The 23,477-nt window shown below is 73.7% G+C and carries 20 protein-coding genes; 10 read left to right on the top strand and 10 right to left on the bottom strand.

Features of this window, described 5'->3' with window-relative positions; all coding sequences use genetic code 11:
- Positions 1 to 70: 70 nt before the first annotated feature.
- The 5 genes from HHX31_RS16415 to HHX31_RS35130 form a co-directional block, all read right to left on the bottom strand.
- The gene (locus tag HHX31_RS16415; protein ID WP_169949134.1) at positions 71 to 1,270 is read right to left on the bottom strand and encodes a cytochrome P450; all 1,200 of its coding nucleotides are present in this window, start codon (positions 1,268 to 1,270) and stop codon (positions 71 to 73) included.
- Positions 1,267 to 2,532: a glycosyltransferase gene (locus tag HHX31_RS16410; RefSeq protein WP_211589787.1), complete on the bottom strand. Its 1,266-nt coding sequence runs from the start codon at positions 2,530 to 2,532 to the stop codon at positions 1,267 to 1,269. Before HHX31_RS16410 ends, HHX31_RS16415 begins: the two co-directional genes overlap by 4 nt.
- Complete coding sequence (locus HHX31_RS16405) at positions 2,529 to 4,679, bottom strand: prolyl oligopeptidase family protein (RefSeq protein WP_169949133.1); 2,151 nt, start codon at positions 4,677 to 4,679, stop codon at positions 2,529 to 2,531. The genes HHX31_RS16410 and HHX31_RS16405 overlap by 4 nt, the downstream gene beginning before the upstream one ends.
- Positions 4,676 to 5,884, bottom strand: a complete 1,209-nt coding sequence (locus HHX31_RS16400) for a radical SAM protein (RefSeq protein ID WP_169949132.1) — start codon at positions 5,882 to 5,884, stop codon at positions 4,676 to 4,678. Before HHX31_RS16400 ends, HHX31_RS16405 begins: the two co-directional genes overlap by 4 nt.
- Before the next feature lie 84 nt (positions 5,885 to 5,968).
- The gene (locus HHX31_RS35130) at positions 5,969 to 6,094 is read right to left on the bottom strand and encodes a hypothetical protein (RefSeq protein ID WP_283244500.1); all 126 of its coding nucleotides are present in this window, start codon (positions 6,092 to 6,094) and stop codon (positions 5,969 to 5,971) included.
- Positions 6,095 to 6,266: 172 nt separating this feature from the next.
- Between HHX31_RS35130 and HHX31_RS16395 the strand changes: the two genes are divergently transcribed.
- The 5 genes from HHX31_RS16395 (at position 6,267) to HHX31_RS16375 (ending at position 11,465) form a co-directional block, all read left to right on the top strand.
- Positions 6,267 to 6,479 carry an aroma-sacti cluster domain-containing protein gene (locus HHX31_RS16395; protein WP_169949131.1) on the top strand — a complete coding sequence of 71 codons (213 nt, stop codon included), beginning with the start codon at positions 6,267 to 6,269 and terminating at the stop codon, positions 6,477 to 6,479.
- Entirely contained in the window at positions 6,476 to 9,541 is a 3,066-nt protein-coding gene (locus HHX31_RS16390) for an AAA family ATPase (RefSeq protein WP_169949130.1), read from the top strand. Before HHX31_RS16395 ends, HHX31_RS16390 begins: the two co-directional genes overlap by 4 nt.
- A complete protein-coding gene (locus tag HHX31_RS16385) occupies positions 9,541 to 10,410 on the top strand; it encodes a S8 family serine peptidase (protein ID WP_169949285.1) in 870 nt (289 codons plus the stop codon). Before HHX31_RS16390 ends, HHX31_RS16385 begins: the two co-directional genes overlap by 1 nt.
- On the top strand, positions 10,397 to 11,023 hold the full coding sequence (locus HHX31_RS16380) for a GAF domain-containing protein (protein WP_169949129.1): 627 nt from the start codon (positions 10,397 to 10,399) through the stop codon (positions 11,021 to 11,023). Before HHX31_RS16385 ends, HHX31_RS16380 begins: the two co-directional genes overlap by 14 nt.
- Before the next feature lie 157 nt (positions 11,024 to 11,180).
- Complete coding sequence (locus HHX31_RS16375) at positions 11,181 to 11,465, top strand: DUF1540 domain-containing protein (RefSeq protein WP_169949128.1); 285 nt, start codon at positions 11,181 to 11,183, stop codon at positions 11,463 to 11,465.
- On the opposite strand, the gene HHX31_RS16370 is transcribed toward HHX31_RS16375, so the two are convergent.
- The 5 genes from HHX31_RS16370 to HHX31_RS16350 all read right to left on the bottom strand — a co-directional run bounded on the left by HHX31_RS16370 (position 11,446) and on the right by HHX31_RS16350 (position 17,699).
- Positions 11,446 to 13,242, bottom strand: a complete 1,797-nt coding sequence (locus HHX31_RS16370) for an IucA/IucC family siderophore biosynthesis protein (RefSeq protein ID WP_169949127.1) — start codon at positions 13,240 to 13,242, stop codon at positions 11,446 to 11,448. The two genes, HHX31_RS16375 and HHX31_RS16370, sit on opposite strands and share 20 nt — an antisense overlap.
- Positions 13,239 to 13,811 carry a GNAT family N-acetyltransferase gene (locus HHX31_RS16365; RefSeq protein WP_169949126.1) on the bottom strand — a complete coding sequence of 191 codons (573 nt, stop codon included), beginning with the start codon at positions 13,809 to 13,811 and terminating at the stop codon, positions 13,239 to 13,241. Before HHX31_RS16365 ends, HHX31_RS16370 begins: the two co-directional genes overlap by 4 nt.
- Positions 13,808 to 15,103, bottom strand: coding sequence for a lysine N(6)-hydroxylase/L-ornithine N(5)-oxygenase family protein (locus tag HHX31_RS16360; RefSeq protein ID WP_169949125.1), 1,296 nt, complete (start codon positions 15,101 to 15,103; stop codon positions 13,808 to 13,810). Before HHX31_RS16360 ends, HHX31_RS16365 begins: the two co-directional genes overlap by 4 nt.
- Positions 15,090 to 16,586 carry an aspartate aminotransferase family protein gene (locus HHX31_RS16355; protein WP_169949124.1) on the bottom strand — a complete coding sequence of 499 codons (1,497 nt, stop codon included), beginning with the start codon at positions 16,584 to 16,586 and terminating at the stop codon, positions 15,090 to 15,092. The genes HHX31_RS16360 and HHX31_RS16355 overlap by 14 nt, the downstream gene beginning before the upstream one ends.
- Positions 16,587 to 16,673: 87 nt before the next feature.
- Positions 16,674 to 17,699 carry an ABC transporter substrate-binding protein gene (locus tag HHX31_RS16350; protein WP_311931826.1) on the bottom strand — a complete coding sequence of 342 codons (1,026 nt, stop codon included), beginning with the start codon at positions 17,697 to 17,699 and terminating at the stop codon, positions 16,674 to 16,676.
- Between the two features lie 132 nt (positions 17,700 to 17,831).
- Between HHX31_RS16350 and HHX31_RS16345 the strand changes: the two genes are divergently transcribed.
- The 5 genes from HHX31_RS16345 to HHX31_RS16325 are packed head-to-tail and all read left to right on the top strand — an operon-like array spanning position 17,832 to position 23,475.
- Positions 17,832 to 18,872, top strand: a complete 1,041-nt coding sequence (locus tag HHX31_RS16345; protein ID WP_311931825.1) for an iron chelate uptake ABC transporter family permease subunit — start codon at positions 17,832 to 17,834, stop codon at positions 18,870 to 18,872.
- Positions 18,869 to 19,909, top strand: a complete 1,041-nt coding sequence (locus HHX31_RS16340) for an iron chelate uptake ABC transporter family permease subunit (protein ID WP_311931824.1) — start codon at positions 18,869 to 18,871, stop codon at positions 19,907 to 19,909. Before HHX31_RS16345 ends, HHX31_RS16340 begins: the two co-directional genes overlap by 4 nt.
- Before the next feature lie 56 nt (positions 19,910 to 19,965).
- On the top strand, positions 19,966 to 20,802 hold the full coding sequence (locus tag HHX31_RS16335) for an ABC transporter ATP-binding protein (protein ID WP_169949283.1): 837 nt from the start codon (positions 19,966 to 19,968) through the stop codon (positions 20,800 to 20,802).
- The gene (locus tag HHX31_RS16330; protein WP_169949121.1) at positions 20,799 to 22,904 is read left to right on the top strand and encodes a penicillin acylase family protein; all 2,106 of its coding nucleotides are present in this window, start codon (positions 20,799 to 20,801) and stop codon (positions 22,902 to 22,904) included. Before HHX31_RS16335 ends, HHX31_RS16330 begins: the two co-directional genes overlap by 4 nt.
- A complete protein-coding gene (locus tag HHX31_RS16325) occupies positions 22,894 to 23,475 on the top strand; it encodes a GNAT family N-acetyltransferase (protein ID WP_169949120.1) in 582 nt (193 codons plus the stop codon). The genes HHX31_RS16330 and HHX31_RS16325 overlap by 11 nt, the downstream gene beginning before the upstream one ends.
- The last annotated feature ends 2 nt before the right edge of the window (positions 23,476 to 23,477 follow it).

Raw genomic sequence — 23,477 nt, 5'->3', positions numbered from 1 at the left:
AGGTGCTCCGAGCGTCCCAACCGGCGGTTGACGGTCAGTAGGGACGCGGTATGGACCCGGTATGCGGCGCTCAGCCGTGCGGCCGTACGGGCAGCGCGGCCAGGCCCCTGTTGAGGTGGTTGCCCTGCCACACAAGCCGCTCGGGCGCGACCGCGAGTGACATGCGGGGGAACCGGTCGAGGATCGCGCGCAGCGCCACGGTCAGCTCCAGCCTGGCCAGCGCGGCGCCCATGCAGAAGTGCGTCCCAAGGCCGAACGTCAGGTGCCGTGTGGCCGTGGCCCGGCCGACGTCGAGCACGTCGGGATCGGCGTGCCGGTCGGGATCCCGGTTGGCCGCGGCGATCGACAGCAGGACCCGGCCGCCCGCGGGGATGACCGTGCCGGCGACGAGCACGTCCTCGGAGGCCGTCCGTATCGTGCCGAAGGGCCCCGGCGTCTGGAAGCGGAGCAGTTCCTCCACCGCGTGCGGCAGCGTTCCCGGCTCCGCGCGCAGCGCCGCGAGCGTCCCCGGCCTGGCGAGCAGCGTCGCCATCGACATCCCGATCATCTGGGCGGTGCTCTCGTAACCGGCGAACAGCAGCGTCGCGCAGAGCGAGACCACCTCGTCGCGGCTCACCGGACCGCCCGGCTCCCACGCGTCGACGATGGCGGAGATGACGCCGTCGCCGGGATCCCGCTGCCGGGGGCCGGCCAGCCGCCGCGCCACCTGTTCCCTGAAGTAGGCGTCGAGCCTGTCGAGGTTCGCCTGCACCCTGGCCCGGTCCCGGACCGGCCTGGCGAAGACGGATTCCGCGCACGCGTACAACTCCGGCTCGTCGGCGGCGGGCACCCCGAGCAGCGCGCGCATCACCCGGAAGGAGAAGGCGTGCGCGAAACGCATGAGGTCGGCCGGGTCGTCCCGCCCTGCGGCGTCGAGCAGTTCCGCGGCGGCCGCCTCCGCCACCGGCCGGTACGCCTCCACGCGAGCCGGGGTGAGCCAGGGCGTGACGAGCCGGCGCAGTCTCGTGTGATGCGGCGGGTCGTGCCCCACCAGCGTGACGTCCAGAGCGCGGCGCGCGGGCGGGTAGGGCTCGGTCCTGCCGCCCCGCATCGACAGGCGGGGGTCCAGAAAGGCCGCCCGGACGTCCTCGTCCCGCGTGATCATCCACATCGGCCTGCCTGCGGGCGTCCTGACCCGCGCCACCGGGCAGCCCGCGCGGAACGGCGCGAGGCGCGAGTAGGGATCGGCGGGGAACCCGTGGTCGAAGGGCATCGGCGGGACCGTCGTCATGTGCGCGCCTCCACGGTTTCCTCCCGCTCGGCCGTGCGGAACCTCTCGTCGTGCACGTCGCGGCCGGCCCCGGACGACTCCGCACGGCCAGGCTCGGGCGCCGCGGGCCCGCGGGCGGTGACCGCCGCGACCACCCGATCGGCCGCAGAACGGGCCCCGTCCCGCGGCAGCCCGCCGCCCACCCGCCGTGCGCGCTCGTGCAGCGCGCCGTCGTCGCGGGCCGCCGCCAGCACCGCGGCGCCCGGCCCCGGCTGATCGCCGCAGGGGAACCGGACAGCCACCCCGGCCCGGACGCACGCCTCCGCGAGCAGCGGCTGCTCGGAACCGGCGGGCGCGACGGCGAGCGGCTTGCCGTGCCGCAGCGCGGCCAGCACGGGGGACGTGGTGGCGTTCGTGAGCACCAGCGCGGCCCGCTCGACCAGCGGCCCCATCCAGGGCTCGCGGACCACGAGGATGTCGGCGCCCGCCGCGGGGCTGGGCTCGCCGCTGCGGGCCCGCTCCACCACCGCCTGGAACGGACCCCCGGTGAACGCCTCGTTCAGCGCCGGCCACAGGCTCTGTCCGCCGAACTGGCGTCCCAGGTGCACGTAGACGACCGGTTTGCCCACTCGGCTCAGCCGGCGGTCGATCCTGTCGACCTCGCCGGGGTCGACCGCGGGCTCCCATTGGCACGGCCCGACGTGCCGCACCCCCTCCGGCAGCACGGCGCCGGGATACTCCAGCGCGGGACCGCCGCGCAGCAGCAGGCCGGAGCCGATCAGCGGCCGTTCCGCCCTGCGGTCGCGGCGCGGTGGCAGGCCGGCCAGCTCGCGCAGCCCGCGGTAGTGGCGCAACGTCTCCCGCAGGCGCCACTCGCGCGCCACCACGTGCCGCGGCTCGCCCTCGCCCCCTGCGGCGTACGGCCACAGGTGGGCGGCGAAGCCGAGCACGACGACCGGCAGGTCGAGCGCCTCGGCGGCGAGCAGCGCGCCGTGCCCGAGAACCGAGGTGACCAGCACGTCTGCCCGGAACTCACGGGCGACGTGCCGCACCGCCCGATACTGCGCCGCACCGCCGAGTGCCCAGCGGCCGACGGAGAAACCGCCCGTCCCCTCGTAGCCGGCCGCGTCCAGCGCCGCCAGCCCCGCGAGGCCCGCCGTGGGCACGGCGCCGGACCGGCCGAGGACGAGCACGCGGTGCCCCCGGCGGCGCAACTCCCGTCCCACGGCGAGCGCGGGGTAGAGGTAGCCGGGATCGCTGAACGGGCACAACAGGACGTTCATGCCGGTGGCTCCAGGCCGAGATGCGCGGCGAGGAAGGCGATCACGTCGGTGAGCAGCGCCGCCTTGCGCGAGGCCGCTCTGGCGCCGTGGCCGACATCGCGTTCCAGCCGGAACAGCACCGGTCCGGGCCCGGACGACGCGTGCTGGAGCATCGCGCACATCTTCCGCGAATGGCACGGGTCCACGCGGGTGTCGCCGTCCGCGACCGCGAACAGCACGGGCGGATACCGCACTCCCGGCCGGACCGCGTGATAGGGCGAGTAGGCGAGCAGCGCCCGGAACTCCTCGGGATCCCGCACGCTGCCGTACTCGGCCCGCCAGCTCGGCCCCATGCCGAGGCGCTCGTACGCGAGCATGTCCAGCAGCGGCGCGACGCAGACCACGGCGGCGTACTTCTCCGGGTGCTGGGTGAGCGCGGCCCCGGTCAGCAGGCCGCCGTTCGACTCGCCCATGATCCCCAGCAGGCCTGGGGCGGTCCAGCCGTGCGCGAGCAGATGGTCCGCAGCGGCGTCGAAGTCGTCGAAGACCCGCTGCTTGCGCACGCGGGTGCCGGCCTGGTGCCACTCCTCGCCCTCCTCGCCGCCGCCGCGCAGGCAGGCGACCGCGAAGACGCCGCCGGCCCGCACCCAGGCCAGGGCCTGCGGCATGTACCCGGGGGACATCGGCACCCCGAATCCGCCGTACCCGGTGAGGATCGCCGGGCGTGGCCGGTCGGGCTCGCCCGTGGGCGACAGGACGAACATGCGGACCGGCGTGCCGTCGTGCGAAAGGAAGGTCACGTGGCGCGTGGTCACGGCCGGACGCGGCCCGCGCGGGCCGGGCGCCCACCGGCCAGGCCCGGCGTGATCCGGCTCAGCGTGATCCGGCTCAGCGTGGTCCGGCGCGACCGTGCCCGTACGGGCGTCGTAGCGGAGCACGAGCGGCGGTGTGGTGTGGTCGCAGTACACGAACCACGCCTCGTGGCCGCCCTCCGGCCGCACCGAGAACGGGCCTGCCTCCCCGCTCCCCGGCAGCGGAACGCGCCCCAGTTCGCGGCCGTCGGCCAGGTCGTGCACCGTGATCTCGGAGACCGCGTGCCGGGTCCAGCACACCAGGGCGAGCGGGCGCGCCAGTTCCGGGCCGGTCAGCGGCACGAAGCCGGACAGCACGGCGTCCGGCCGCTCGGGGACGAGCGTCCGCCACGTCGCGGGGCCCGGATCGGCGGCGGTCGTCACGACGACACGGCCCCGCGGCGCCTCGTGCCCGGTGTGCAGCCACATCGGGTCGTCCGGGCCGGCTCCGGGGGCGATCCGCAGGGCGCCGCGGGCGGGCAGGCCCACCTGCACGGGCCGCCAGTCCGGGCGCTCGGGCGGGCAGACGGACAGGTCCGCGAGCCACACGTCGGTGGCCGGGCCGGTGCCGACCGTCGCCGTCACGGTCAGCCAGCGGCCGTCCGGGGTGACGGCGACGGTGTAGAAGGAGGTTTTGTCCCGGCCGTCGCCGAAGACGACGACGTCATCGGCCGGGTCCGACCCGACGCGATGGAGGTAAACGCGCCGGTGGTAGCGCTCCTCGCCCGGGTTGAGCTCCGGGGGGAGCCGCCGCACGTAGTAGAACGCCCGGCCGCCGGGCAGCCACGCGACCGATGCCCGCCGCACGCGGTCCACCGGTCCGTCCACCACCTCCCCGGTGGCCACGTCGAGCACGCGCAGGAGCGACTCCTCCGTGCCGCCGGTGGAGAGCTGGTAGGCGAGCAGGTCGCCCTCGGCCGACGGGTGCCACGCCTCCAGCACCGTACGGCCGCCGGGGTCGAGGGCCGCCGGGCTGACCAGCGGGCGGGTGACCCCGTCCTCCTTCACCATCAGCGTGGGCTGGTCATCGCCCGGCTCCCTGCGGGTGAAGAAGACGCGATCTCCGCGCGGACGGGGCGCGGACGACAGCGCCACCCGGCTGAGGCGGACCAGCTCGGCGTGCCACGCCGGCAGGTGTTCCCAGCCGGCCCGCTCGTGCCGCCACAGCGCGTCCTGGGCGGCCGTCCACGCGAGGGTCCGCGCGTCCAGGGGGTCCTCCAGCGCGCGGTAGGGGTCCGCGACGACCACGCCGTGGAACTCCTCCGCCACGTCGGAGCGGGGCGCCTCCGGATAACGCGCGGCGATCTCCGTCGTCATGCCGCGCCCGCCCCGAGCCGCCCGGTGGCGCTCAGGTAGTCGAGCAGGGCCGCGTCCACGGTGTCCTGGAACCTCGTCAGCTCGGACAGGTCATCGGCGTACTGGTAGGACTCCTCGCAGGAGATCCACCTGTCCGCGGTCCGTTCTGCCGGCAGGTAGCCGTCGGTGAGCGTGCCGACCTGCCAGTCCGGCTTGCCCGCGGTCTCCCAGCAGCTCGACAGCGTGCCGTCCGCGTTGACCACCGCGCCGTACCTGCCGTCCGGGTACGAGCACGCCTGGCAGGGGGTGTGCGCGCGGGGACGGGGCACCGCGAAGCCGAGCTCCAGCGCGCGGCGCTGCCAGCGGTGGAAGCGGGCGGCCATGTCGCCGGAGAAGGCGAGGTCGTTGTCGTAGCCGACGCCCACGTCGCCGACCCGGGCGAAGTAGAGGGAGCAGCGCGACGGGTCGAGGTCCCGCCCGAGCCGCTCGACCAGCGTGTCGATCCCCCCGTAGTTGTGGTGGGAGACGTTGACGCGGATCCCGCATTTGATGGGCGTGGCCGCGGTCATCGCGGCCATGGCGGCGACGATGTCGTCGAAGGTGCCGCCGCCCGTCGCGCGGCGCACCCGGATGCGGTCGTGGTCGTCCTTGTCGCCGTCGAACGTGACCTGCACGTCCCGCAGGCCGAGGTCGGCCAGCCGCCGGGCGAGCGGGACGGTCATCAGCGTGCCGTTGGAGGTCATGCTGGCCCAGCGCAGCCCGAGGCCGCCGGCCCGCGAGAGCAGTTCGACGCACCCCCGGGGGTTCAGCAGCGGCTCGCCGCCGAAGAGCATGAGCACCAGGCCGTCCAGGCCCGCCTCCGCCTGCCGGCGGCGGGTGAAGTCGACGATGGTGTCGATGGTGGCGGACGTGAGCCGCGAGTAGGCGATCCGCGGCGGACGGCTTCCGCCTGCGGTGTCCTGCGCGGTGTTCTGGAAGCAGTAGGCGCAGCCGAGGTTGCAGTTGGTGCTGGTCAGCACCGTCAGCGAGTAGCTGCGGAAGGCCGGCGGCCGGAACAGCCCCCGATCGCGCAGCACGCGTTCTGCCTCGGGGCGCAGTTCGCCCGCCGGAGTGAGGTGATGCGGCTTCAACCGGGCTATACCGCCGGGGCCGAGAAACCACCAGCCGTGGTCTCCCCCGATCACGCGCGGCCGCGCCTCGGGTCCCCGGTGCTGACCTTTGTTCATCGGATCTCCGCGTGCAGACGAGGGCCGGGCAGGGGGGTCCCCCGGTCCCGCCCGGAGACCGGGGGGACCGGGAACCGAGGCGTCTTACTGGGCCTTCTCCTGGTGCATCACGCACCAGGGGGTCTCCTCGCCCTCCTCCTCGGAGTGCGCGACGACCTCGGGGGCCTCGGTCTCCTCGGGCTCGGGCAGGTTCTCGTTCTGGTCCGTCATGGCGACGCTCCTCTCGGTCTCATGGCCGGGTGCGAGGCACACGCTAGGAGCGGTCAGTTCAGGGCCAGTATGGCGACGGCATGGCGTCGCCATACTGGCGCTGAACCCTCCGTCCCTACCGTTGGCGACGTACGGCAAATGGGACAGGTCGCGCACGACCAGGAGGTGGCCGATGAACAGTCACGAGGTGCGGAACGGACCGGCGTCCTTCGACCCGCTGACGGCCCTGCGTGAGGCGGGCCACCCGGTGGACATGCTCAACGAGCGGCAGCGGCAGGTGTTCGCCGAGCTGAGCAGGCCGGAGGTCGAGCTGCTCAACTCGATCAAGACCCGCCTGGACGCGGCCGCCGGCGAGGTCGAGGGGCAGGAGTTAAAGCTCGTATGAACGCCGGGGCCTCCCGCCCTGCGCGCCGGAACGTCGTCGTCGTCTTCATCGACCTGATCGGCTCGACGGAGCTCGCGGAACGGCTCGACCCCGAGCTACTCCGGGACATCCTCGACCGGTACTACCAGGCGTGCACCTCCGGCATCAGCGAGCACGGCGGTGTGGTGGAGAAGTACATCGGGGACGCGATCATGGCCGCCTTCGGCATCGTCGGCGGCCGCGAGGACGACGCGCTGCGGGCGATCCGCGCCGCCCACACGGCGCTGCTGCGGGTGCGGGCACTGAGCGACGACCTGGCCCCCACGCACGGCATCCGGCTCGACGTGCACTGCGGCGTCAGCGCCGGGGAGGCGGTGGTCATCGCCACCCCTGGAGCCCACATGCGGGTCATCGGCGACACCGTCAACACGGCCGCCCGCCTGCAGTCCGCGGCGGGCGCCGGGGAGATCCTCGTCGGGGACGAGGTCGCCCGCATGGTCCGCGCCCAGGCGCGGCTGGAGCCCGTGCCGCCGCTCACGCTCAAGGGCAAGAGCAGCCCCGTGCGGGCCTGGCGGGTGACCTCGCTGGAGCCCGAGGCCGCCCGCGACGACGACCAGATCCCGCTCGTCGGCCGCACCGCCGAGATCGAGCGGCTCCGCACGGCCTACCGGAAGGCGGTGCGGGACCGCCGGTGCACGGTGGTGACCGTGCTCGGCGTGCCGGGCATCGGCAAGTCGAGGCTCGTGCGCGACTTCGTCCACGGGCTGCCCGCCGAGGTCACCGTCCTGACCGGCCGGTGCCGCTCGTACGGCGTGGGCATCACCTTCCGGCCCGTCGTGGAGATGGTGGAGTCCCTCGGCGACGACTGGCACGGTGTCCTGCCTGAGCTGGCGGCGGCGAGCCGCTCCGCCCTTCGCGGCCTGGTGGCCGCCGACGCCGCGCACGCGCCGCGCACCGGGGAGGACCCCGGGGTCGAGGAGATATCACGGGCGGTGCGCGCGCTGTTCGAGGCGCTGGCCGGGCGCGGGCCGCTGGTGGTTGTCTGGGAGGACCTGCACTGGGCCGAGCAGACCCTGCTCGACCTGATCGACGGCCTCACCTCGTGGCTCGCCGACGTGCCGGTCCTGCTCGTACGGGTGGCCCGTCCCGAGCTGCTGGAGACGCGGCCCGCCTGGGCGATGGGCACGGACCACGCCGTCGCGTTCGAGCTGAGGGCGCTCGACGCCGCGCAGATGGAACTGCTGGTCGCCGAGCTGGCCGCCAACCGGCTGCCGGAGGCCGAGGTGACCGCTCACGACATGGCCGCCGGCCAAGCCCTGTGCCGGCGGGTCGCGGAGAGCGCCGACGGCAACCCGCTGTTCGCCGAGTTGCTGCTGGAGACGGTGGCCGAGGAGGGGGAGGACGCCCCGCTGCCGCCCACGATCCAGGCGCTGATCGGCGCGCGCCTTGACCGGCTCGACGACGGGGAGCGCGACGTGCTCGAACGCGCCGCGACGATCGGTCACGTCTTCACCCGCGACCAGCTCGACGTCGTCTGCGCGGCCGACCCGCCGGTCCCGCTCGACGCGGGCGGGCTGCTCGGGCGTCTGCTGCGCACGCGCATCATCCGGCGCGGGGGCGCGCCCGGGTCGTTCCACTTCGCGCAGACGCTGACTCGGGACACGGTCTACGCCATGACCCGCAAGGATCTGCGGGCCACCTGGCATCTGGCCCTCGCCGACCGGATCTCCGGCCGGGCCGCCGTCTCGTCCCCCTCTGAGGAGGGTTCGCACGGCGACCTCGCCCACCACCTGGAGACCGCCTGCCTGCTCAAACGCGAGGTGCGGCCGGACGACCCGCTGCTGCCGTCGCTCACCGAGCGGGCCGCCCGCGCCCTCGTCGGGGAGGGCACCAGGGCCCTCCACCGCAAGGACCTGCCCGCCGCCATCGCGCTCCTGGAGCGGGGAAGGGACCTGCTGCCGGCCGGGCACGCCGACCACCGGGCGCTGGCGGTGCGCATCTGCGACGCCGGCCTGGCCCGCGGCGAGTCCGACCGGCCGTACGCCGCGCTGGACGTGGCCGAGCGGATGCTGCCGGACGACCCGCGCACCCGGCTCACCTGCGCCATCCAGCGCGAGATGCTGGCGGTGCGCTTCGGCGGGCGCCCCGCGTCGGCCGAGCGGTTCCGTGCGCCGCTGGCCGCCGACCCCGGCGACGACCTGGGCTGGTGCCGTTTCCACCACCTCGAGGCGCTGCTGCACATCGGCGAGGGCCGGTCGGGGGCGGCCGAGGCGGCCCTGCTCGACGCCCTGGCGAGGGCACGCTCCCTCGGCGACAGGTACGAGGAGAACCGCCTGCTCAGCGGGCTCTGTGAGCTGGCGCAGTGGTCTCCCACCCCGCTGGCCGAAGGGCTGAGCCTGTGCGCCGGGCTGTCGGTCAGGTTCGGCGCCGACCGCGCGATGCTCCTGCCCGTCCTGGTCACCGAGGCGCGGCTGCGCGCGCTGGCCGGCGACGTCGACACGGCCCTGGCCATCCTCGACACCGCCGACGGGCACGCCGTCGATCTCCACCTCGGCCTCGCGGCGACCGCGGTCCTCCAGGTGCGCGGTCTGGTGGAGTCGCTCGTCGGGCGGCACGACGCGGCGGAGGCGCTGTTCCGCCGGGCGGCGGCGGACCTCCATCGCGCGGGCCAGTCCGAGCCGGCCAGGACCCTGGAGCTCTACGCGGCCCGCGAACTGCTCAGGCAGGGGCGCCATTCCGAGGCCGCCCGGGAGATGGAGCGGCTGCGGGACGAGGGCGGACGGCTGCAGGCCCGCGGAGAGCTGATCCGGCTCGCGGTGAGCGCCAGGATCGCGGCCCTCGACGGCGACCACGGCACGGCGGGCGCCCTCGCCGTCCGCGCGGAGGAGTTGCTCGCCCGCACCGACGACCCCTGCCTGCGCGGGGACGTGCTGGCCGACCTGGCGGAGGTGCACCTCGCGGCCGGGCGGACCGGTCCCGCGGCGCGGGCCGCGGCCCGCGCGCTGCGCGGCTACGCGACCAAGGGCGCGGAGTTGCCCGCCCGGCGGGTGCGCCGGTTGATCGAGGAGGAGAGACGAGCGTGATGCAGCCCCCATGGCGCCGGGAGCAACGCGAGCACTTCCCCGGGGTGCCCGCCTGGAGCCTGGCGACCTCCCGGCTCGCGCCGGAGGAGTTCGGCGTGAGCCGCCTGGAGGACGTCACCAGAGAATGGGCCTGGGGTGACGCCGACGGAGCGGGCGTGCGCGTCTGCGTGCTCGACACCGGCGTCGAGGCCGGTCACCCGCGGGTCGGCGGCCTGGAGCGTTCGCTGGTGGTCGCCGACGACGGCGCGGACCTGACGGTCGTCGACTGCGACCCGGTCGACCCGGCGGGCCACGGGACCGCCTGCGCCGGCGTGATCCGCTCGATCGCCCCGGCCGTCTCGCTGACCTCCGTACGGGTGCTGACCGACGGGCGCTCGGGCAGCGGGGCCGCCCTCATGGCCGGTCTGCGCTGGGCCGTCGAGGAGGGGTTCGACCTCGTCAACCTCAGCCTGTCCACCACCAGGAGCCAGTTTCTGCCCGTGCTGCACGAACTGGCCGACCGCGCCTACTTCCGGCGCTGCGTGCTCGTGGCCTCGGCGCACAACATGCCGGTCGTCAGCTTCCCCTGGACGTTCTCCTCGGTCATCTCGGTGGCCAGCCACGACGAGCCCGACCCGATGACCTACTACTACAACCCCGCGCCGCCGGCGGAGTTCTACGCGCGCGGCGTCCGCGTGCCGGTGGCCTGGCCCGGCGGCAGGGAGATCCGCAGCACCGGGAACAGCTTCGCCGCGCCGCACATCACCGGGATCTGCGCGCTCATCCTGAGCAGGCACCGGTGGCTGACCCCCTTCCAGCTCAAGTCCGTGCTCTACCTGGCCGCCAGCAACGTCGTCGTATCCGAGGGAGACGCGCATGTCCGTGCATGAACGGCGCTCCGACAGCGAAATCACCGAGCGCAGGCTGCTGCAGTCCACCGTCGAGGTCGCCCGGCACGTCTTCGCCTCGGCCGCGGCGTCCGTCTTCCTGGTGGACCAGGAGACCGGCGATCTGGTCTTCGAGGCCGTGTCGGGAGAGGGGGAGCAGCACCTGGTCGGGACGCGCTTCCCGGCCGGCACCGGCATCGCGGGCTGGGTCGCGGCGAGCGGTCAGCCGATGATCGCCGATGAGGCGGCGGCGGTGCCGCAGTTCGCCCACGACGCCGCCGAGTCCACCGGGTACGTCCCCCGCAGCATCATGGCCGCGCCGGTCATCCTGCAGGAGAACTGCATCGGCGTGCTCGAGGTGCTCGACCGGTCCGCCGACTGGCGTGGCGACCTCGCCGACGTGGACCTCCTGGCGCTGCTCGCCGCCCAGGCCGCGTACGGTCTGGAGCTCCTGCTGCGGCTGCGGCGGGCGGAGACCGCGGTCCCGGCCGTGCCCGGCGACGAGGACGTCCACGTGCTGCTGCAGCGGATCTCCGACCGGGTGCCGCGAGGCGGCCGTGCCGCCGACCCGACCGCCCTGAAGCTCCTCGCGGTGGCCGAGGAGCTGCTGCACTAGTCGTCGCATTGAGGGGATTCCCCCGGCCACCGCGTGCCCGCCGCTCTCCCCTGGCGTGCCTTGGCCGAGTCCGGGACCACGGCGGAGATTGCCTGCCTGGTCCCCGGCGGTATGAGCCAGGACGAAAGCCACGACCCGTCAGGGAGGACAGCCGCTCATGGAAATGCCCGTCGTCAACCGGTGCGAGGCCACCTCGTGCGCGTACAACCGCGACCACATGTGTCACGCCACCGCGATCACCGTCGGAGACGTGTCCCACGCCCACTGCGACACGTTCTTCACCGCGACCACGCCGGGAGGCGACCCGTCCACGACCGGCCGGGTGGGCGCCTGCAAGATCTCCGACTGCCAGCACAACACGCAGCTCGAATGTCAGGCGCCCAGCATCGAGATCGGCCGCTCCCTGGACGAGGCCGACTGCCTCACGTACGCCCCGGCGTAGCGCTCGCCCGCGGTGCGAACCCGGCGATGGGGTTGACCAGGTCTCCGGCCATCTGCAGCGCGGCCGACGGGTCCGCGAGATCCAGCATCTGCCGGTTGTTCCGCAGTTGCAGGCGGTTGAGGCACGACAGGGCGAAGGTCCCGGCGAACAGGTCGTAGCGCCGGAACCGCTCCGCCAGATGGGGAACGGACCGCTGGTAGGCCGTCGCGGACGCGGCGACGGTCCGCCAGAAGGCGTCCTCGTCCAGCACCCCGCCCGTGACCAGTGCGGCGTTGAGGAAGCGCAGGAAGCAGTCGAACACGTCGGTGAAGATCGACAGCAGCCGGTGGTCCTCTGGCACCTCGGCGCGGATCCTGGCGACCTCGGGCGGCAGGTCCGCGTCCGGGTCCATCACCACGATCTCCTCGGCGATGTCCTTGAAGATCACTCGTTCGACCGCGCCGCCGTCCAGGACCAGGATGACGTTCTCGCCGTGCGGCATGAACGCCAGGTCGTACGCGTAGAAAGCGTGCAGCAGCGGGACGAGGTAGGCGTCGAGGTAGCGCCGCAGCCACTCCCGCGGGCCGAGGCCCGACTGCTCGATCAGCGCCGCCGCGAACGACCGCCCCTCCTCGTCGACGTGGAGCAGGGAGGCCATGGTGGCCAGGCGCCGGCCGGGTTCGAGGCCCGCGACCGGGCTCTCCCGCCACAGCGCCGCCAGCATCTTCCGGTACGGCGAGTAGCGGTCGGTGGCCGACTCGTACAGGCGGTTGCGGTAGCCGACGGCGGCCCGCTCCCGGATGATCGTCAGGCGGGTCGCGCGGAGGACCTCGTCGTCCCTGATCAGGCCGGCGAGCCAGTCGTTGATCGCCGGTGTGCCCTCCATGTAGGCCGCGGACAGGCCGCGCATGAAGCCCATGTTCAGCACCGACAGGGCCGTCTTGACGTAGTGCTTCGCCGGCGCGCTCGCGTTGAAGAACGTGCGGACGGACTGCTGGGCGAGGTACTCGTCGTCGCCCGGGCCCAGGCAGACCAGCCGCCGCTGCGCGACCTCCGCCGCGAACGTCACCGAGATCCTGTTCCACCACTGCCAGGGGTGCACCGGCACGAGCAGGTAGTCGGCCGGGTCGAGCCCGAGACCGGTGAGCGTGCCAGCGAAACGGGCCAGGACCTCGTCGCCGAGTTCCGCGCGCGTCAGCCGTTCGTAGTCGATGTCGCGCGAGCAGGTGAACGTGGTGTGGTCGCGGTGGGCGGCCAGCCAGATCAGCCGTACGGGCGCGGCGGTCTCGGGGGCGTACCCGTGGTGGTCGTCGATCCCGTAGCCGATCCTGCCGCTGTTGGCCACGAAGCACGGATGGCCCTCGGTCATGGCGGCCTCGATCTCCTGGAAGCCGGCCTTGGCCAGCTCGGCCGCGCCGACCGGCCCGCGGCTCAGCTTGTACGCGAGGCTCGCCAGCGTCGAGCTGATCTCCTCCAGGTAGACCGGCAGGATCTCGTCGGTCAGCCCGAGCGGGCCGCGCATCTCGGTGACGAACTCCAGCGCGTCGAGCGGCAGGGTCTCGCCCGGGTCGCGGTGGCGGGTGATCTCGCCGATGTGCCAGTGGTCGAGGGACATGACGGTCGCGGTGAAGCGATACTCCACCGCGCCCTCGCGCACGGCGAACCGGCCGTCGCCGAGCGGGCGCGGGGTGAGCAGCCGCTCGTGGGCGAACTCGGCGAGCGCCTTGCGCACCAGCCGCCGGTTGGCCCGCTCCCACAGCTCAGGCGTGAGGTGGGAGACCGCCTCGATCGGGTTCACGCCGTCGCCTCCCCGGTCGCCGCCATGAACCGCTCCCGGGTGCAGACGCTCAGCAGGGCGTCCTTCTCCGGCTTGGCCACCGTGCCGGCGACCTCGAAACCGACGGCCGCGTTGAGCGCGTGGACCGCCGTGTTGCGCACGTCGGGCTCGACCACGACCCGGCGGGTCGCGGGATCGGCGAACAGGAACGCCATGACCGTCGTGATCACGGCCGTGGAGAAGCCGTGCACCGGGGTGGCGGCGGGCGCGCACAGGAAGTGCATGCCGACGTCGCCGTCCTCGGCCTCGTAGAGCCCCGCGAGCTCGACCCTGGCGGGGTCGTAGCGCTCGGCCAGGAACGCCGGGCTCCCGTTCACGAGCCCGAGGAACGCGTCGCGGTGCGGGTGTCCGACGATCTCGCGATACTCCTTCTCCACGTCGGCCACATCGGCGTCGAGCATCATCCAGAACACCGCCCTGGGATGGGTCACCCAGGCGTGCACGGTCGCGGCGTCCGCCTCCGGGTCGAGGCGGCGTACGGCGAGCTCGCCGACCCGCTCGTCGGTCCGGCGGAACAGGATGTCACTCATGCGACCACGCCCTCGGGCGCGCCGAACTCCTGGAAGGCGATGGCCTTCTCGATGGGGTAGTGCTCGCGGCCCAGGATCTGGCTGATGATCCACGAGTTGCGGTACGGGCCCATGCCGAGGTCGGGGGAGGTGACGCTGTGGGCGTGGGCGGCGCCGTTCTGCAGGAAGATTCCCCGGCCGGTGACGTCGATGCTGTAGTTCCTCGCCACGTCGAACCGGCCGTGCCGGTCCCACCGGATCCGGTCGCGCACGGGTTCGAGGAAGTCCGGGGGCGTGTAGCGGTAGCCGGTGGCCAGCACGAGGCCCTGGGTGACGAGCGCGAAGTCGCGCTCCTGCTCCACGTGGCGCAGCCCGAGCGTGTACTCGCCCCGGCCCTCGTCATAGGCCGCCTCGCGCAGCTCGGTGCAGGTCAGCAGCCGGGTGGGGATGGGCCCTTCCACGGTCTTGGCGTACAGCAGGTCGAAGATCTCGTTGATCAGCTCCGCGTCGATGCCCTTGTAGAGGCACTTCTGCTCGGCTTCCAGGCGGTAGCGGGTGTCCTCCGGCAGCGCGTGGAAGTAGTCCACGTATTCGGGGGAGGTCATCTCCAGGGTCAGCTTGGTGTATTCCAGCGGGAAGAACCGCGGCGACCTGGTCACCCAGTTGAGCCGGTAGCCGCGGGTGTCGATGTCGGCCAGCAGGTCTCGGTAGATCTCCGCCGCGCTCTGCCCGCTGCCGACGACCGTGATGCTCTCCTTGGCCTGCAGCGCGGCCTTCGCGTCCAGGTAGCCGCCGTTGTGGACGAGGTCGCCGCCGAGGCCCCGGCAGGCCTCCGGCACGTACGGCGGGGTGCCGGTGCCGAGCACGAGGTGCGGGGCCCGGTGCTCGGTCTCCTCGCCGTTCTCCCCGGTCGCGCGCACCACGTAGTGCCCGTCGGCCTCGTCGTACGTCACCGAGGTCACCCGGTGGCCGAAGCGGACGCTTCCCAGCCGCCCCGCGGCCCACCGGCAGTACGCGTCGTACTCGGCGCGCAGCTGGTAGAAGCTCTCGCGGATGTAGAAGGGGTAGAGCCTGCCGGTCTCCTTCAGGTAGTTCAGGAAGGAGTAGGGCGAGGTCGGGTCGGCCAGGGTGACGAGGTCTGCGATGAACGGCGTCTGCAGCGTCACGGAGTCGAGCATCATCCCGGGGTGCCAGGCGAAGCCGGGCCTCGCCTCCAGGAACACGCCGTCGAGATCGGCGATCGGCTCGGTCAGGCAGGCCAGGCCCAGGTTGAACGGCCCCAGCCCGATCGCGACGAAGTCATGCGTGGACATGCGTTGCTCCCGGATGGTCGGCGGGCGGGGCGAGCTCGTCCACGTAGCGCCGGGCGTGCCCCGCGAGGAGGTCGAGGACGTGCTCGATGTCGTCCAGCGTGGTTTCGGGGTTCAGCAGGGTGAGCTTCAGATAGTGGCGGCCGTCGACCCTGGTGCCCGCGACGACGGCAGCGCCGGAGGCGGCGAGGGCCTCGCGGGCGTACAGGTTGGCGTCGTCGGCGAGCTTGCGGCCGGGGCCCTCCGGCGGCAGATAACGGAAGACCAGCGTGCTCAGCGGCGACCGCGTGACGATCTCGAAACGCGGGTCGGCCGAGATCAGGGCGTGCGCCTCGGCCGCGCGGTCGACGACCTCGTCGAACAGCTCGCCGACCGCGTCGGGGCCCATCACCCGCAGCGTCAGCCAGAGCTTGAGCGCGTCGAAGCGGCGGGTGGTCTGCAGGCTCTTGTCCACCTGGTTGGGGATGCCCCGCTCGGCCATCCGCAGGGGGTTGAGGTAGTCGGCGTGGTGGGCCGCGTGCCGCAGGACCGCGCCGTCGCGCACCAGCACCGCGCTGGAGCTGACCGGCTGGAAGAAGGACTTGTGGAAGTCGACGGTGACGGAGTCGGCCCGCTCGATCCCGTCGAGCAGGTGCCGCCGTCTGCGGGAGACGAGCAGCCCGCAGCCGTACGCCGCGTCCACGTGCAGCCACACCCCGGCGGACCGGCACAGGGCGGCGATCTCCGGCAGGGGGTCGATGGAGCCGAAGTCGGTGGTGCCCGCGGTGGCCACGACGGCCATGACCACCAGCCCGGCGCGGCGGCAGCGGTCGAGTTCGCGGGCGAGCGCGGCCGGGCGCATCCGCCGTTCCGCGTCGGTCTCCACGGTCACGACGGCGTCGGGGCCGAGGCCGAGCAGGTTCGCCGCCTTGCGCACGCTGAAGTGCCCGGCCGCGGAGGTGATCACGCGCAGCCGCGCCAGCGAGGCGCCCGTACGGGCCTCCTCGCGGGCGAGCAGCAGGGCGTGGAGGTTCGACTGGGTGCCGCCGCTGGTGAAGACGCCGTCGGCGGCGGAGCCGAAGCCGATCCGGCTGGCCGTCCACTCGACGAGGCGGCGCTCGATGAGCGTGCCGCCCGCGCTCTGGTCCCACGTGTCGAGCGAGGAGTTCACCGCCGACAGGACCGCCTCGCCCAGCAGCGCGGGGATCACCACCGGGCAGTTGAGGTGCGCGAGATAGCGGGGGTGGTGGAAGTAGACGGCGTCGCGCAGGTAGACCCGTTCGACCTCGTCGAGGGCGGCGGCGGGGTCGCGCAGAGGCCGTTCGAGGTCGATCGCGGCGATCTCCGGCGCCAGCCGTTCCGGGGACACGCCGCTGAAGGGCCGGTCAGCGTGCCGGATCCGCTCCGCCACCCGCTCCGCACCGGCGGCCATCGCCCGCCGGTAGCCGTCCACCGTGCGGTCGTTGAAGAGGTACGACCGCGCGGCCCCGGCATGGGGATAGGTCATTGTCATCCTTACCGCTAGAGGTTAGGTTAGCCGAACCTAACTGACTGGAGTGGACACGTGTCCCCGGATGATTTCTCCGATGCGCGGTCAGCCGAGCTTCTTGGCGTTCTTGATCGCCGTCGCCAGGTTCTCCAGGATCGGGGCCGCTCCGGCGTACGAGAAGCGCGGCACCGGGTCCCAGCCGATGATCTGGCCGGCCTCGACCGCGGGCAGCTTCGCCCAGGCCGGCTTGGACGTCAGGTCCTTGGGCTGCAGCGCCGTGCTGCGGTTGTCGAGCAGGATCAGGTCTGCGTCGTACTTGTCGGCGTTCTCCCAGCTCAGGTTCTCGTAGTAGCCGCCGTCACCGGGCTTCTCCGGCTTGACGACCTCGACCCCGAGCTGGGTGAAGTACATGAGGTCGGTGTTGACCTCGGGGTTGGAGACGTAGAGCACGTCGGGGCTGCCCGACGCCGCCAGGACCTTGATCCCGGGGTTCTCGGCGACCGCCTTGCGCACGCTCTCCGCGGCGGCCTCGAACCGGGCCTTGGCGTCGGCGACCTTCGGGGCCTTCATGTCCGCCCCGAGCGACTCGGCGAGGGCGGCGTACCGCTCGATCGGCTGGGTCATCGGGACGCGGGCCACGCTCACGGTCACGGTCGGGGCGAGCTTGACGATCTTGTCCTTGCTCTCGTCCGGGACGTACCACAGGGCGCCGGGGTCGTACATGTGCGTGACGAGAAGCTCGGGCCGCAGCCCGGCGTACTTCTCGATGTTGAACTCGCCCCAGACGTTGCCGAGGATCGTCACCTTGTCGACGTCGAGGTCGCCGGCCTGCGGTTCCGGCGAGCCGTCGGCGCGCTTGGTCTCGCCGAAGACGCCGACGATCTTGTCCTGCACCCCGTAGTCGGCGAGCGCCGCCGCCGTGCCGGTGAACGCCACGATCCGCGACGGGACGGCCGCGGCCGTGACCGACTCCCTCCTGTCGTCGGTGAAGGACCACGACTTCGCGGTCTGCCCCTCGGTGGCGGGCGCCGGGTCGGTCGACCCGCAGGCGGCGAGCGCCAGCGCGAGGACGGCGGCTCCGCCCGTCGCGAGAAGGCCGCGGCGGGTCAGGGGGGAGTTCAGGTTTCGCACGGTTCGTCTTTCTCTCATGCGGCACAGATGAGCACTGGGCCTTGGGGCTGATCGATAGTTAGGTTACCCTTACCTAAGTTCTTGTCCAGAGGGCCGATGAAATTCGTCCCCCGCCCCCCACCGGAGCAGTTCGTGGTCGTCACAGAGTCCTCGCAGATCAGCGGGGCTACGAGGGCGCCGGAAAAACGCGCGGAAAACGGCCGGCGCGCAGCGGCGCTGCTGGGCTCGGCGATCGCGCTGGCCGCCGTCCTCGTGCTCAGCCTCGGGCTCGGCGCGCGGCAACTCTCCGTCGTGGAGGTCTGGCACGGACTCGTGGACGCCGACTCGGCCGCCTACACGGTCGTCCACGAGATGCGGCTGCCGCGCACCCTCCTCGGGCTGCTCGCCGGAGCCGCGCTTGGGGTCGCGGGCGGCGTCATGCAGGCGCTGACCCGCAACCCGCTGGCCGACCCCGGGCTGCTGGGGATCAACGCGGGCGCCTCCGCCGCGGTCGCCACCGCCGCCGGGCTGCTGGGCGTGGCGTCGTTCCAGGGCCGCGTCTGGTTCGCCCTGGCCGGCGCGGCGGCCGTGTCCGTGCTGGTGTACGCGGTGGGCGGCGGGCGCGCGGCCACCCCGGCGCGGCTCGCGCTGGCGGGAGCCGCCATCAACGCCGCGCTCTACTCGTACGTGAACGGGACGATGCTGCTCGACTCCGCCGCGCTGGAGACCATGCGCTTCTGGACCGTCGGCTCCCTCGCGAGCGCGCAGGGGGCGACCGCGGCCATGATGGCGCCGTTCATCGCGGCGGGGCTGCTGCTGGCCCTGGCCCTGGCCAGGCCGCTCAACGCGCTCGCGCTCGGCGACGACTCGGCGCGCTCGCTCGGCGCGCACCCCGCCCGGGTCCGCGTGGGCGCCATCGTGACGGTGACGCTGCTGTGCGGGGCGGCCACCGCCGCCTGCGGGCCGATCGTCTTCGTCGGGCTCATGGTGCCGCACCTCGTCAGGGCGCTGACCGGCCCCGACCAGCGCTGGATGCTCCCCTGCTGCGCGCTGCTCGCGCCCGTGCTGCTGCTCGGCGCCGACGTGCTCGGCCGGCTGGTGGCCCGGCCGGGCGAACTGCAGGCGGGCATCGTCACGGCGGTGCTGGGCGGCCCGCTGTTCCTCTACTTCGTGCGAAGGAAGGTGCGCGCGTGAGTGCGCCACAGCCGATCGCCCCGGGGCGCGTCGTCGCCGGGGTGGCCCTGCGGCCCAGAGCGGTCGCCGTGGGAGCCGGCTGCCTGCTGCTCGCGACCGCGTTCGGCGTGCTCGCCATCGGCGGCGGCGACTACCCGATGAGCCCTTCCGACGTCGTACGCACCGTGCTGGGCGGCGGCGCCCCCGCCGAGGACTTCATCGTGCACGAACTGCGGCTGCCCCGCGTCGTCACCGCGCTGCTCGTGGGCGCGGCGCTCGCGCTGGCGGGCGCGGTCTTCCAGTCGCTCGTACGCAACCCGCTGGGCAGCCCCGACCTGCTCGGCTTCACCCAGGGCTCGGCGACGGGCGCGCTCCTCGTGGTCGTCACGGGGGGCAGCAGCGCGGCGCTCGCGGGCGGCGCGGTGCTCGGCGGCGTCGTCACCGGGATCGTCATCTACGCCCTCGCCTGGCGCGGCGGCCTGCACGGGCACCGGCTCGTGCTGGTGGGCATCGGCGTCACCGCCATCCTCACCGGCGTCAACGGGTATCTGCTGACCAGGGGAAGGCTGATGGAGGCGGCACGGGCCATGCTGTGGCTCACCGGCAGCCTGGACGGGCGCGGCTGGGAGGACGTCCTCCCGCTGCTCGTCGCGACCGCGGTGCTCGCGCCGGTGGTGCTGCTCGGCTGCGCCCGCCCCCTGGCGATGACCGAGATGGGCGACGACCTGGCGCGCGGCCTCGGCGTACGGGTCCAGGGCATGCGCCTGGTCCTCGTGGGGTCGGCCGTGCTGCTCACGTCCCTGGCGGCGGCCGCCGCCGGGCCCGTGTCGTTCGTCGCGCTCACCGCCCCGCATCTGGCCAGGCGGATGACCGGGGCGCCAGGGCCGAACCTGCTCGCCGCGACGTGCACGGGCGCCGCGCTGCTGACCGGCGCCGACCTGGCCGCGCAGCGGCTGTTCGCCGGCCACCAACTGCCGGTCGGAGTGGTGACGGGAGTGCTCGGCGGCGGCTACCTCGTCTGGCTGCTCGCCGCCCAGCGGAAGGCGGGACGGATATGACCGAGACCATCGTGGACAGGACCATCGTGGACAGGACCATCGTGGACAAGAACGGCATGGCGGGCACCCACGAGGACGGGCCGCGCCTGCGCGGCGACGGGCTGACCCTCTCCTACGACAGGAGGGTCGTCGCCGAGGGCCTCGACGTCGCCATCCCCGACCGGTCGTTCACGGTGATCATCGGGCCCAACGCCTGCGGCAAGTCCACCCTGCTGCGGGCGCTGGCGCGCACCCTCAAGCCCGCCGCGGGGACGGTGCTGCTCGACGGGCGTGACATCACCTCGCTGCCCGCCAGGAAGGTCGCGAGGACCCTCGGCCTGCTCCCCCAGACGTCCGTCGCGCCCGACGGCATCACGGTCGCCGAACTCGTCGGCCGCGGGCGCTATCCCCACCAGCGGCTGCTGCGCCAGTGGTCGGCCGGCGACGAGCGGGTGGTGCGCGAGTCGATGGAGGCCACCGGGGTCGCCGACCTGGCCGGGCGTCTGGTCGACGAGCTGTCGGGAGGGCAGCGCCAGCGCGTGTGGATCGCGATGGCGCTGGCCCAGGAGACGCCGCTGCTGCTCCTGGACGAGCCGACGACCTACCTGGACATCGCCCACCAGATCGAGGTCCTCGACCTGTGCGCGCGGTTGCACGAGGAACGCGGCCGCACGCTCGTGGCGGTGCTCCACGACCTCAACCACGCCGCCCGCTACGCCACCCATCTCATCGCGATGCGCGAGGGCAGGGTCGTGGCCGCGGGCGAACCGGGACAGGTCATGACCGCGGGCCTGGTCGAGGAGGTCTTCGGGCTGCCCTGCCGGGTCATCGACGACCCGGAGACCGGCACTCCCCTGGTCGTCCCCGCCGCCCGCCACCGCTCGGGCGCCCCGGCGGCGAGGGCGGCGTCATGAGCAGGCTCTACCGGGACGCTTGGGGCATCCCCCACCTGCGTGCGGACGACCCGTACGAGCTGGCCTTCGCCCAGGGGCGCGTCACGGCCCTCGACCGGGCCTGGCAGATCGAGGTGGAGCGGCGCAGGGCGACCGGCACGTCGGCGGAGGTCCTCGGGCCGGAGGCCGTGCCCTGGGACCGCTTCGCCCGCCAGGTCCGCCTCGCGGACACCGCGCAACGCTGCCTGCGCGCGCTGGACGACGACACGGCGGCGTGGGTGCGCGCCTACGTGGACGGCGTCAACGCGGGGCTCCCCGAGGGGGCGCGCCGCACCGCCGAGTTCGGCGGGGCGGCGCCGGGCGAGGCCGGGATCGCGCCGGGCCGCTGGGAGCCGTGGACGCCGATGGCGATCTGGCTGTCCCACCACATCCTGTTCGCGCACGTCCCGGCGAAGCTGTGGCGCGACGCGGTGACAGAACATCTGGGCCCCGAGGCGGTCGCGCTGTTCGCGGCCGACGGGCCTGGCACCTCGGGCAGCAACGGCTGGCTCGTCCCCGGCGACCGCACCGCCACCGGCTCGGCCCTGATCGCGGGCGACCCGCACAGGTTCATCGAGGACCCCGGCTTCTACCAGCAGATCCGCCTGGCCTGTCCCGAGTTCGACGTGGTCGGGCTGGCCGTGCCCGGCGTGCCCGGCATCGCCCACTTCGGGCACGCGGGCTCGGTCGCCTGGGCGATCACCAACGCCATGGCCGACTACCAGGACCTCTACCGCGAACGGCTCCGGCGGGTGGACGGCCGCGTCGAGGCGCTCGGCCCGGACGGCTGGCGTCCGTGCGCCGCCCACGTCGAGGTCGTCGAGGTCGCGGGGGAGGACCCGGTCGAGACCGAGGTCGTCGAGACCGAGCGCGGCCCGGTCGTCGCCGGCGGGCCAGAAGCCCCCGGCGGAGCGGCGGTGAGCCTGCGATATCCGCCACGGGTGCGCCACGACCTGGGGTTCGCCGCGCTGCCGGCGCTGCTGCGCGCGAGGACCGTGGCCGACGTCGACCGGGCGCTCGACCGCTGGGCGGAGCCGGTCAACGTCGTGCTCGCCGCGGACACCGGCGGCGGCCTGCTGCACCGCGTCGCCGGTGTCGTGCCGGTGCGCCACCCGGACAACGGCCTGCGGATCGTGCCCGCCTGGGAGGCCGGGCACGAGTGGAGCGGCCGGTACGCGCCGACGCCGCGCCGCGCCGTCTCCGGCGTCACGGTCATGGCCAACGAGCGAGGGCTCGCCGCGCCGCTCGGCGTCGAGTTCGCCGCGCCGCACCGCGCCGCCCGGATCGGCCACCTGCTCGACGGGTCGCCGCGCTGGTCGGCGGGGGACATGGCCGCCGTCCACACCGACACCCTGCTGCCGGACGCGGGCGCCCTCCTCGACCTGCTCGCCGGGCTGGACGGGCTCGGCGCCGAGGCCGGATGCCTGCGGGACCGGCTGCTCGGCTGGGACCGGCGCATGGACGCCGGCAGCACCGGCGCGGCGGACTACGCCGCCGTCCGGGCGGAGGTGGTGCGGCGCCTGACGGCCCATCCCGCCCTGGCCGCCCTCGCGGGACTGGACGCGCGGGCCCCCGAGGTGTTCCGGCCGTGGCTCGCGCTCGCCCCCCGCGTCGCGTACGCGCTGGAGGGCCTGCTGACGACCGGCCGCCTGCCCGGCCTGGACCGGGCGGCACTCGCGGACCTGGCCAGGGCGGCGATCGAGGACGTGGCCGCGCGCGGCGAGACGACCGGCGTCCGGTGGGGCGACCTGCACCGGCTCGCCCCATGGCGGGCGCTGCCGCACCCCCCGCTCCAGGAAGACGCATCGGAAGAGGTGGCGTCGGGTCTTTCCGGCGACCACAACTGCGTGCTGTCCACGTCGAGCGTGCCCGGCGTCACCCACAACTGCGCCCGCGGCCCCGCCGCGCGCTACGTGTGGGACCTCGCCCGGCGCGACGGCAGCCTGTGGATCGTCCCGTTCGGCGCGAGCGGCGTGCCCGGCGACCCCCATCGGCGCGACCAGCACCCGCTGTGGCTGCGCGGCGAACTGGCGCCGGTGGTCACGGACTGGGACCGGCTCATCGAGGAGCGACATGACCACTGACGCGCGCCCGACGGCTCCCGCGCGGCGCGAAGCCGTCTGGGAGCAGGTCGTCGAGGGCTTCGGCGCCGTCCGCGTCGTCCCCGTGGACCCGCAGGCCGACGCCGGCCTGATCCACTCCTGGGTCACCGAGGAGCGTGCCCGGTTCTGGGGCATGCTCGGCGCGAGCCGCGAGCGAGTGCTGGAGATCTACGGCTATCTCGACGGCCTCACCACCCACCACGCCTATCTCGTCCACCGCGACGACCGTCCTGTGGCGCTCTTCCAGACGTACGAGCCGGGGGCCGACCAGGTCGGGGAGTGCTACGACGTCCAGCCGGGCGACTTCGGGATCCACCTGCTCGTCGGGCCTGCGGCGGGGGAGGGCGAGCGCGGCTTCACCGGCGCCCTGCTGTCCGTGCTCGTCGCGTACGTGTTCTCCGACCCGGGCCGCACCCGGATCGTGGCCGAGCCGGACGCCCGCAACGACAAGATGATCGCCCGCTTGGTGCGTACCGGCTTCACCCTCGGGCCCGAGATCGACCTGCCGGACAAGCGTGCCCGGCTGTGCTTCCTCACCAGAGACGACCGCTGACA

The organism is Microbispora sp. H11081 (genome assembly GCF_012999535.1).
Lineage (GTDB): Bacteria > Actinomycetota > Actinomycetes > Streptosporangiales > Streptosporangiaceae > Microbispora.
This window is presented reverse-complemented; position numbering and strand designations above follow the sequence as displayed.

Coding starts and splice junctions, on each gene's coding strand:
- HHX31_RS16375 (WP_169949128.1), top strand. CDS start 11,181: ATGGAAATGCCCGTCGTCAACCGGTGCGAGGCCACCTCGTGCGCGTAC.
- HHX31_RS16400 (WP_169949132.1), bottom strand. CDS start 5,884: ATGAACAAAGGTCAGCACCGGGGACCCGAGGCGCGGCCGCGCGTGATC.
- HHX31_RS16335 (WP_169949283.1), top strand. CDS start 19,966: ATGGCGGGCACCCACGAGGACGGGCCGCGCCTGCGCGGCGACGGGCTG.
- HHX31_RS16390 (WP_169949130.1), top strand. CDS start 6,476: ATGAACGCCGGGGCCTCCCGCCCTGCGCGCCGGAACGTCGTCGTCGTC.
- HHX31_RS35130 (WP_283244500.1), bottom strand. CDS start 6,094: ATGACGGACCAGAACGAGAACCTGCCCGAGCCCGAGGAGACCGAGGCC.
- HHX31_RS16380 (WP_169949129.1), top strand. CDS start 10,397: ATGTCCGTGCATGAACGGCGCTCCGACAGCGAAATCACCGAGCGCAGG.
- HHX31_RS16330 (WP_169949121.1), top strand. CDS start 20,799: ATGAGCAGGCTCTACCGGGACGCTTGGGGCATCCCCCACCTGCGTGCG.
- HHX31_RS16395 (WP_169949131.1), top strand. CDS start 6,267: ATGAACAGTCACGAGGTGCGGAACGGACCGGCGTCCTTCGACCCGCTG.
- HHX31_RS16360 (WP_169949125.1), bottom strand. CDS start 15,103: ATGTCCACGCATGACTTCGTCGCGATCGGGCTGGGGCCGTTCAACCTG.
- HHX31_RS16325 (WP_169949120.1), top strand. CDS start 22,894: ATGACCACTGACGCGCGCCCGACGGCTCCCGCGCGGCGCGAAGCCGTC.
- HHX31_RS16405 (WP_169949133.1), bottom strand. CDS start 4,679: ATGACGACGGAGATCGCCGCGCGTTATCCGGAGGCGCCCCGCTCCGAC.
- HHX31_RS16365 (WP_169949126.1), bottom strand. CDS start 13,811: ATGAGTGACATCCTGTTCCGCCGGACCGACGAGCGGGTCGGCGAGCTC.
- HHX31_RS16385 (WP_169949285.1), top strand. CDS start 9,541: ATGCAGCCCCCATGGCGCCGGGAGCAACGCGAGCACTTCCCCGGGGTG.
- HHX31_RS16355 (WP_169949124.1), bottom strand. CDS start 16,586: ATGACCTATCCCCATGCCGGGGCCGCGCGGTCGTACCTCTTCAACGAC.
- HHX31_RS16415 (WP_169949134.1), bottom strand. CDS start 1,270: ATGACGACGGTCCCGCCGATGCCCTTCGACCACGGGTTCCCCGCCGAT.
- HHX31_RS16410 (WP_211589787.1), bottom strand. CDS start 2,532: ATGAACGTCCTGTTGTGCCCGTTCAGCGATCCCGGCTACCTCTACCCC.